This window comes from Virgisporangium aurantiacum, from assembly GCF_016863635.1.
GTDB lineage: Bacteria > Actinomycetota > Actinomycetes > Mycobacteriales > Micromonosporaceae > Virgisporangium > Virgisporangium aurantiacum.
Genome location: NZ_BOPG01000147.1, coordinates 1 through 8,898 on the forward strand (window position 1 = coordinate 1; position 8,898 = coordinate 8,898).

The window sequence follows — 8,898 nt, forward strand, 5'->3', positions numbered from 1 at the left end:
GGCCACCCCCACGCCACACTGTGATGTGGTTGATCGCGGAACCGACCCATCTACCAGAGCGTGACGGTTCAAGCAGACAGCCGATGCTTCCCCACCGCAAGTCGAGAGCCACAGAACGAGACGGCGTACCGGACGTTGACCATTCATGGAGGTTGGCAGATCCGGCGCGTCTGACGTCCGCAACATCGACCGGAAGTTGGTCGTGACAGGCCGACGCGCAGCCGTTCGCCGTGCCCACGAGCTGACTCTGCTTTAGCTATCGGTAATCGTACCAATAGCTAGTTCCGGGTGCGGCTGATGGGATGGAACTACCAGACGCATCCTCGCCGGCAGTTGGCCGGCGGTGTCGAGCGGAAGCGCGCGCCGCGCCGCTAGCGGTCCACCATGTGGAGGTACACGGCAATGGCCAAGGCAGTGGGTATCGATCTCGGCACGACCAATTCCGTCATCGCGACGATGGAGGGTGGGCAGCCGACGGTAATCCCCAACGCCGAAGGATCCCGCACGACCCCGTCGGTGGTCGCGTTCACCGAGCAGGGTGAACGGCTGGTCGGTCAGTTGGCCAAGCGCCAGGCGATTCTCAACCCGAAGGGCACCATCTACTCGGCGAAGCGGTTCATGGGTCGCCGGCACGAGGAGGTGCCGGAGGAGGCCAAGACCGTCACCTTCGATGTCGTGCCGGGTCCGGACGGCGGAGTGCGGTTCAACGTGCGGGACAAGCTGCACGCGCCGGAAGAGGTGTCGGCGCTGATCCTGCGCAAGCTCGTCGACGACGCGTCGAGGTTCCTTGGCGAGAAGGTGACCGAGGCGGTCATCACCGTGCCCGCCTACTTCAACGATGCCCAGCGGCAGGCGACGAAGGACGCCGGCCGGATCGCCGGACTGGAGGTCCTGCGGATCATCAACGAGCCGACCGCGGCGGCGCTGGCCTACGGGCTGGACAAGCGGGGCCATGAGACGGTGCTGGTCTTCGACCTCGGTGGCGGTACGTTCGACGTGAGCCTGCTCGATGTCGGTGACGGCGTGGTCGAGGTCCGTGCGACGGGCGGCGACACCCATCTGGGTGGTGACGACTTCGACCGGCGCATCGTCGACCGTCTCGCCGAGGACTTCCAACGCGAAAACGGCATCGATCTGCGCAACGATCCCCAGGCGTTGCAACGGCTGTACGAGGCGGCCGAGCGAGCGAAGGTGGAGCTGTCGTCGGTCACACAGACCACGATCAATCTGCCATTCATCACGGCCGACGCCAATGGTCCCCGACATCTGAACACCACGGTGACCCGCGCCGCGTTCGAGCAACTCACTGCCGATCTGATCGAGCGTTGCCTCGGCCCGGTGCAGCAGGCCCTCGCCGACGCCAAGGTGAGCCCGAACGACATCGACGAGGTCATCCTGGTCGGCGGTTCGACCCGTATCCCGGCCGTGCAGACACTGGTCCGTCGCCTGACCGGTGGCAAGGACCCCAACATGACGGTCAACCCCGACGAGGTGGTCGCGCTCGGCGCGGCCATCCAGGCGGCGGTCGTGAAGGGCGACGTCAAGGACGTACTGCTGCTCGACGTGACACCGCTGTCGTTGGGTGTGGAGACTCTCGGCGGGATCATGACCAAGGTCATCGAGCGCAACACCACGATTCCGGCCCGCCGCACGGAGGTGTTCTCCACCGCGGACGAGAACCAGTCCGCGGTCGACATCGTGATCCTGCAGGGTGAACGGGAGCGGGCCGCCGACAACCGGGTCCTCGGTCGCTTCCGCCTGGAGGGAATCCGGCCGGCGCCGCGCGGCGAGCCGCAGGTCGAGGTCACGTTCGACATCGACGCCAACGGCATCCTCAACGTCTCCGCCCGGGACAAGGACACCGGTGCCGAGCAGCAGATCACGATCACGCAGACGTCCACATTGGACAAGTCCGAGATCGACCGCATGATCGCCGACGCGGAGCAGCACCGCGACGAGGACGCCCGGCTTCGCGCGCAGGTCGAGGCCCGAAACGAGCTCGACTCGATCGCCTACCAGGTGGAACGGCGGCTGAACGAACTCGGCGACCGGGTCGCGGTGCACGAGAAGGCCCGGGCGGAGATGTTGGTCTCCGAGGCGCGTCAGGCGCTCAAGGATGACACACCGGTCGACCGGTTGCGCTCGATGGCGTCGGAACTGCAGCAGGTCTACCACGGTCTCGCCGCGGCGGGCGGCGCGGCGGGCGGCGCGGCGCCCGGCCAATCGGGTGGCGGCCAATCCGGCGGCGGGCAGCCCGGCAGTGGCCAATCCGGCGCCGGCGCGGGCCGTGACGACGACGTCATCGACGCCGAGTTCACCGCCGGGTGAGCGCGATGGCTGAGCCGGAGGCCACGCCGATCCCATCAACGGTGGCCGGGACGGGAAAAGGCACGGCGCCCGGGGCCGGCGCGGAGGCACCGGACGACGGCGACGCGGCGAAGCTGCGCGCGCGGATCTCCGAACTCGAGGACCTGTGGCGGCGGGCGTTGGCGGACTTCGACAACCTCCGCAAACGGGTGGCCCGGGATGCGGCCACCCAGCGGGACGAGGAACGGGCCCGGCTCGCCGCACAGTGGCTTCCCGTGCTGGACAACCTCGACCTGGCGGTCGACCACGCGCACAGCGACCCGGAAAGCATCGTCTCCGGCGTCCGGGCGATCCGGGAGCAGGCGCTCGCAGTGCTGGCGCGACTGGGGTTCCCCCGCCAGTCCGACGTCGGGGAGAAGTTCGATCCGAGCCGGCACGAGGCGGTCGCCGCGGTACCCAGCCCGGAGGCGCCGGCCGGCACAGTCGTGCACGTGGTACGCCCGCGGTACGGCACCGACGAACACCAACTGCGCCCGGCGTCCGTGGTCGTGGCGAAGGACAGCTGATGGCCCCGGACCGGGACTTCTACCGCACCCTGGGGGTGCCGAGAGGCGCGAGCCAGGACGAGATCCAGCGGGAGTACCGCAAGCTGGCCCGCACCTACCATCCCGACGTCAACAAGGACCCGGGCGCCGAGGAGCGGTTCAAGGAGATATCCGAGGCCTACGACATCCTCTCCGATCCGGAGACCCGCCGCCGCTACGACGCGTTCGGCCCGGACTTCCGGCAGGTACCCGAGGGCGTGGATCCGCAGACGTGGGCGCGCGCCCGCGCCGGCGCGGGTTCCCGTGGCCGGGCAGGTGCGGGCGGCCCTGGCCGGGCGGGTGCGGGCGGCCCCGGCCGTCCGGCCGGCGGTGGACCCGACGACGGCGTGTGGTTCCAGTCCGACATGGGCGGGAACATCGACCTCGATGATCTGCTCGAAGGCATGTTCGGCGGTCGCCGGCGCGGCTGGGGACCGGTGTCGGGCGCCGACCAGGAAGCCGAATTGGAGCTGTCGGTCGAGGAGGCGTACCGGGGCGGGCGGCGGCGGATCAGCCTCGATGGTCGCAGCTACGAGGTGACGATTCCGCCCGGCGTGACCGACGGCCAGCGGATCCGCCTGGCCGGGCAGGGCGGGCAGGCCGGCGACGGCGGCACAGCGGGCGACCTGTACCTGGTCGTCCGCCTCGCCCCGGACCCGCGGTACCGCGTCGACGGCCGTGACATCACGGTCGATCTGCCGCTGACGCCGTGGGAGGCGGCACTGGGCGCCTCCGTCGCGCTGGACACGCCGGGCGGCGAGGCGAAGGTCAAGGTGCCACCCGGAACGTCGTCGGGGCGGCGGCTACGACTGCGTGGCCGCGGCATGCCCAACCCGCGCGGACAACCCGGCGAGCTGTACGCCGAAGCCAGGATCGCGGTTCCGCCGCGGCTCACCGACCGCGAACGGCAGCTGTTCGAACAGCTCGCCGCCGTCTCGACGTTCGATCCCCGGAGGCCGACGTGACCTACGGACTCGTGCCGATCCGCCGCCCGGAGCGCTCGCGACGGCTGGATCTCGAATCGTTCGCCCGCGACGCGGGCGTACACCCCGAGCTGATCCATCGCCTGGTGATGCTCGGCCTCCTCGAACCGCACCGCGACGCCGCGGGCGCACTGTCCTTCGCCCTGTACCAGTTGCGTGACGTGAGCCGAATCCAGCGGCTGCGCGTCGGTCTGGGGCTCAACTACACGTCCCTCGGCCTCGTGATCGACCTGCTCGACCGGATTGCCGACCTGGAACGGCAGTTGCGTACGCCACCGACCAGACCTGCCGGAGGCCGGCTGTGGACCTGAACCGCCTCACCCAGAAGTCGCAGGAAGCTCTGCACGACGCACAGACCAAGGCGCTGCGCTTCGGACACTCCGAAGTGGACGGTGAACACCTGCTCCTGGCGCTGCTGGACCAGCCCGACGGGCTGGTGCCCCGCCTGCTGGGCGCCGCCGGCACCGACCCGGACCGGTTGCGTTCCCGGCTCGAGGCCGAACTCGGCCGGCGGCCACGGGTCTCCGGGCCCGGTGTGGCGCCGGGTCAGGTCCTCGTGACTGCGCGGCTGGCACGGTTGTTCGAGACCGCTCAGCAGGAGGCGAAGCGCCTCAAGGACGAGTACGTCTCGGTGGAGCATCTCGTCATCGCGTTGATCGACGAGGGCGCCGGCGCCGCGGGGGGCCGGTTGCTGCACGACGAGGGCCTCACCCGCGACGGCTTCCTGCAGGCGCTCACCAGCATCCGGGGCAACCAGCGGGTCACCTCGGCGATGCCGGAGGTGGCATACGAGGCGCTCGCGAAGTACGGCCGGGACCTGGTGGCCGACGCCCGCGCGGGCAAGCTCGACCCGGTCATCGGCCGGGACAACGAGATCCGCCGGGTCGTCCAGATCCTGTCCCGCAAGACCAAGAACAATCCGGTGCTGATCGGTGACCCGGGCGTGGGCAAGACCGCGATCGTGGAAGGCCTCGCGCAGCGCATCACCGATGGCGACGTACCGGAAGGCTTGCGTGACAAGACGGTGTTCGCGCTCGACATGGGATCACTGGTCGCCGGTGCGAAGTACCGCGGCGAGTTCGAGGAACGGCTCAAGGCCGTCCTGAGCGAGGTGCGCGCGGCGGACGGTCGAATTCTGCTGTTCGTCGACGAGTTGCACACCGTGGTGGGCGCCGGCGCGGCCGAGGGCGCGATGGATGCCGGCAACATGCTCAAGCCGATGCTCGCCCGGGGCGAACTGCACATGGTCGGCGCGACCACGATCGACGAGTACCGCACGCGCATCGAGAAGGACGCCGCACTGGAGCGCCGCTTCCAACCGGTGCTCGTCGCGGAACCCTCCGAAGAGGACACCGTGTCGATCCTGCGCGGGCTGCGGGAACGCCTGGAGATCTTCCACGGCGTGAAGATCGCCGACAACGCACTGGTGGCGGCCGTCAAGTTGAGCCACCGCTACATCACCGACCGGTTCCTGCCGGACAAGGCGATCGACCTGGTCGACGAGGCGTGCGCGATGCTGCGCACCGAGATCGACTCGATGCCCGCCGAGCTGGACCAACTGACCCGACGGTTGACCCGCTTGGAGATCGAGGAAGCCGCACTGTCCACAGAGGACGACGCCGCCAGCAGGACGCGCCTCGAACAGCTCCGCAAGGAACTAGCCGACGTACGGGCCGAGACCGATGCCCTGCGCGCACAGTGGGACGCCGAACGTCAGGCGCTGCGCCGGGTACAGGCGCTGCGGCAGGAACTGGAGCAGGTCCGCCACGACGCCGCCGACGCCGAGCGCCGCTACGACCTCAACCGGGCGGCGGAGTTGCGTCACGGCAAGCTGCCCGAGCTGGAACGCAAGGCGCGGGCCGAAGAGGAACGCCTGTCGTCCAAGCAGGGCGGGCGCCGACTGCTCCGCGAGGTGGTCACCGAGGAGGAGATCGCCGGCATCGTCTCGCGCTGGACCGGGATCCCGGTGAGCCGTCTGGAAGAGGGCGAGCGCGAGAAGCTGCTGCGCCTGGACCAGATCCTGCACGAGCGGGTGATCGGCCAGGACGAGGCGGTACAACTCGTCGCCGACGCCGTCATCCGGGCCAGGTCCGGCATCAAGGACCCGCGCCGTCCGATCGGGTCGTTCATCTTCCTCGGACCCACCGGCGTCGGCAAGACCGAACTGGCCCGCGCCCTCGCCGGAGCACTGTTCGACACCGAGGACAACATGGTCCGCATCGACATGAGCGAGTACCAGGAACGGCATACCGTCAGCCGCCTCGTCGGCGCGCCACCCGGCTACATCGGGTACGAGGAGGGCGGCCAGCTCACCGAGGCGGTGCGTCGCAAGCCGTACTCCGTGGTGCTCTTCGACGAGATCGAGAAGGCCCACGCCGACGTCTTCAACACCCTGCTCCAGGTGCTCGACGACGGCCGGCTGACCGATGCCCAGGGGCGCACCGTCGACTTCCGCAATGCCGTCATCGTCATGACCAGCAATATCGGATCGCAGTACCTGCTCGACGGCGTGACCCCGGACGGCGAGCTCAAACCGGAGGGCCGCGATCTGGTGATGGCCGACCTGCGTCAGCACTTCCGGCCCGAGTTCCTCAACCGGATTGACGAGATAGTGCTGTTCAAGCCGCTGACCCGCGAGGAGATCCAGCGCATCGTCGACCTGATGTTCAACGATCTGCGCAGCCGGTTGAGCGAGCGCCGGATAACGGTGGAGCTGACCGACGAGGCGTGCCGGTTCGTCGCCGACCGGGGCTACGACCCGGTGTACGGGGCCCGGCCGCTGCGCCGGTTCATCGCCCGCGAGGTGGAGACCCGGATCGGCCGCGCTTTGGTGCGGGGCGACATCGTCGACGGATCGACCATCCGTATCGACCTCGACAACGGCGAACTCGTAGTGAGGCACGATTCCGATGGCTGACCCCGTCGTCGACTGCCCGAACTGCGGACGCCGAAACCGCGTACCTTCCGTTGCCTCCGGCGTACCCCGGTGTGGCAACTGCCACCGCCCGCTGCCGTGGATCGCCGAGGCCGGCGACGACTCGTTCGCGGGCGCGGTCGAGCAGGCCACCGTGCCGGTCCTCGTGGACTTCTGGGCCACCTGGTGCGCACCCTGCCGCATGGTCAGTCCCGCGCTGGAACAGCTCGCCCGGGAACGGGCCGGCGAGCTGAAGCTGGTCAAGATCGACTGCGACGCCGCCCCGAAGCTCGTCGAACGGTTCTCCGTGCAGGCGGTGCCCACTCTTCTGGTGATGCGCAACGGGCAGATTCTCAGCCGCCAGTCCGGCGCCGTGCCGCTCGACGCGCTGCGCCGGTGGGTCGAAGAGGCATTGGGGCGGTCACCATGACCACGCCGGACGAAACCTTCGGCGACCTCACCGAGACGCCGGACACGGACGGCGCGTCACCCCGGCTCGACGCCGACCAGATCCGGGACCTGAGCGCCGCGGGCCGGCGCCAAGCCGTGCAGGCGGGCGAGGTGCTCATCGCGGAGGGCCAGCGGGACCGCGACTTCCTGGTGGTCCTGTCCGGCAAGGTGGGGGTGTACGACGGTTACGGCACGCCGGCCCAGCGACTGATCAGGGTCCACGGCCCGGGCCGGTTCCTCGACGAGATCGGGCTGTTGACCGGGCAACCGGCGTTCGTGTCGTCGATCGCCCTCGACGATGGCGAGATGCTCGCGGTGCCGCAGCCGGCACTGCGCGACATGGTCCACCGGCATCCGAAGTTGGGCGACCTTATCCTGCGGGCCTTCCTGTGCCGGCGGGAGTTCCTGATCGACGCGGTGGCCGGCATGCGGATCATCGGATCGCGCTATTCGCCGGACGTCCGCCGGCTGCGCGAGTTCGCCGCCCGCAACCGGATTCCGCACACCTGGCTCGATCTGGAGGAGGATCCGCAGGCCGCGGAGGTCCTCAAGCAGCTCGGCGTCGCGCCGGGCGACACGCCTGTGGTGATCTGGCGCGGGAACCAGGTGCTGCGCAAGCCCGACAACGCCGACCTCGCCCGCGTCGTCGGTCTGCGCCGGCGGTCGAACGGTGGACGGTTCGCCGATGTCGTTGTGGTGGGCGCGGGGCCGGCCGGGCTCGCCGCGGCGGTGTACGCCGCGTCGGAGGGTCTGTCCACAGTGGTCGTGGACGCCGTCGCCACCGGCGGGCAGGCCGGCACCTCGTCGCGCATCGAGAACTACCTCGGGTTCCCGGCCGGGATATCCGGTGCGGAACTGGCGGACCGGGCCGTGATCCAGGCGGAGAAGTTCGGCGCCACCATCAGCGTGCCCGCCGAGGCGATCGGACTGGAGGCGCGTGACAGCTTCCAGACCGTGCGCTTCGACGACGCGACCGAGATCACCACCCATGCCCTGGTGATCGCGACCGGTGCCCGATACCGGCGGCTCGCGGTTCCGCGGCTCGACGAGTTCGAAGGGTCCAGCGTCTACTACGCCGCCACGGCGATGGAGGCGCGGTTCTGCGAGCGTGAGCCGGTGGTCGTCGTCGGCGGTGGCAACTCCGCCGGCCAGGCCGCGGTGTTCCTCGCCCGGCACGCCGCCCGGGTCGAGCTGCTGATCCGCCACGACGACCTGGCCCGCGACATGTCCCGCTACCTGGTCGACCGGGTCGAGCAGTGTCCGGCCATCACGGTGCGGCGGCACACGGAGGTTCGTGAACTGGAGGGCGACGACGGGCAGTTGCGCGGCATCGTCGTCGAGGACAACCGCACCGGAGCGCACGACCGGCTGGCAGCGGCCCTGCTGTTCGTCTTCATCGGCGCCGAGCCCTGCACCGGTTGGCTACGCGGCCAGTTGGCTCTCGACCCGCGTGGCTACATCTGTACCGGTCCGGACGTGGCGGGTGACACCCGGGCCGGTCGGCCGCCCACAAACCTGGAAACGAGCCGCCCCGGTGTTCTGGCCGTGGGCGATGTCCGAAGTGGATCCATCAAGCGGGTGGCCTCCGCCGTCGGCGAGGGCGCGATGGCCGTACGAATGATCCACGAATACCTGGCCCGACCCTGAAGGGAGAACTCAC

General features: G+C 69.7%; 7 protein-coding genes. All 7 read left to right on the forward strand.

The features are described from left to right. The first annotated feature begins 402 nt into the window (after positions 1 to 402). The 7 genes from dnaK to Vau01_RS62460 are packed head-to-tail and all read left to right on the forward strand — an operon-like array spanning position 403 to position 8,885. Positions 403 to 2,328, forward strand: coding sequence for a molecular chaperone DnaK (dnaK, locus tag Vau01_RS62430; RefSeq protein WP_204015073.1), 1,926 nt, complete (start codon positions 403 to 405; stop codon positions 2,326 to 2,328). 5 nt (positions 2,329 to 2,333) lie between these two features. Further along, positions 2,334 to 2,873 carry a nucleotide exchange factor GrpE gene (locus tag Vau01_RS62435; RefSeq protein ID WP_204015076.1) on the forward strand — a complete coding sequence of 180 codons (540 nt, stop codon included), beginning with the start codon at positions 2,334 to 2,336 and terminating at the stop codon, positions 2,871 to 2,873. Continuing rightward, positions 2,873 to 3,856 carry a DnaJ C-terminal domain-containing protein gene (locus tag Vau01_RS64975; protein WP_204015079.1) on the forward strand — a complete coding sequence of 328 codons (984 nt, stop codon included), beginning with the start codon at positions 2,873 to 2,875 and terminating at the stop codon, positions 3,854 to 3,856. Before Vau01_RS62435 ends, Vau01_RS64975 begins: the two co-directional genes overlap by 1 nt. Next, positions 3,853 to 4,185 (forward strand): chaperone modulator CbpM, encoded by a 333-nt coding sequence (locus Vau01_RS62445; RefSeq protein ID WP_204015082.1) that lies wholly within the window; start codon positions 3,853 to 3,855, stop codon positions 4,183 to 4,185. The genes Vau01_RS64975 and Vau01_RS62445 overlap by 4 nt, the downstream gene beginning before the upstream one ends. Next, the gene (gene clpB, locus Vau01_RS62450) at positions 4,176 to 6,791 is read left to right on the forward strand and encodes an ATP-dependent chaperone ClpB (RefSeq protein ID WP_204015085.1); all 2,616 of its coding nucleotides are present in this window, start codon (positions 4,176 to 4,178) and stop codon (positions 6,789 to 6,791) included. The genes Vau01_RS62445 and clpB overlap by 10 nt, the downstream gene beginning before the upstream one ends. Next, positions 6,784 to 7,218 carry a thioredoxin gene (gene trxA / locus Vau01_RS62455; RefSeq protein WP_204015088.1) on the forward strand — a complete coding sequence of 145 codons (435 nt, stop codon included), beginning with the start codon at positions 6,784 to 6,786 and terminating at the stop codon, positions 7,216 to 7,218. The genes clpB and trxA overlap by 8 nt, the downstream gene beginning before the upstream one ends. Beyond that, a complete protein-coding gene (locus tag Vau01_RS62460; RefSeq protein WP_204015091.1) occupies positions 7,215 to 8,885 on the forward strand; it encodes an FAD-dependent oxidoreductase in 1,671 nt (556 codons plus the stop codon). The genes trxA and Vau01_RS62460 overlap by 4 nt, the downstream gene beginning before the upstream one ends. Positions 8,886 to 8,898 lie beyond the last annotated feature (13 nt).

Excerpts from the sequence above, each read along its gene's own strand:
- Vau01_RS62435 (WP_204015076.1), top strand. The coding sequence starts at position 2,334 with ATGGCTGAGCCGGAGGCCACGCCGATCCCATCAACGGTGGCCGGGACG.
- trxA (WP_204015088.1), top strand. The coding sequence starts at position 6,784 with ATGGCTGACCCCGTCGTCGACTGCCCGAACTGCGGACGCCGAAACCGC.
- Vau01_RS64975 (WP_204015079.1), top strand. The coding sequence starts at position 2,873 with ATGGCCCCGGACCGGGACTTCTACCGCACCCTGGGGGTGCCGAGAGGC.
- dnaK (WP_204015073.1), top strand. The coding sequence starts at position 403 with ATGGCCAAGGCAGTGGGTATCGATCTCGGCACGACCAATTCCGTCATC.
- Vau01_RS62460 (WP_204015091.1), top strand. The coding sequence starts at position 7,215 with ATGACCACGCCGGACGAAACCTTCGGCGACCTCACCGAGACGCCGGAC.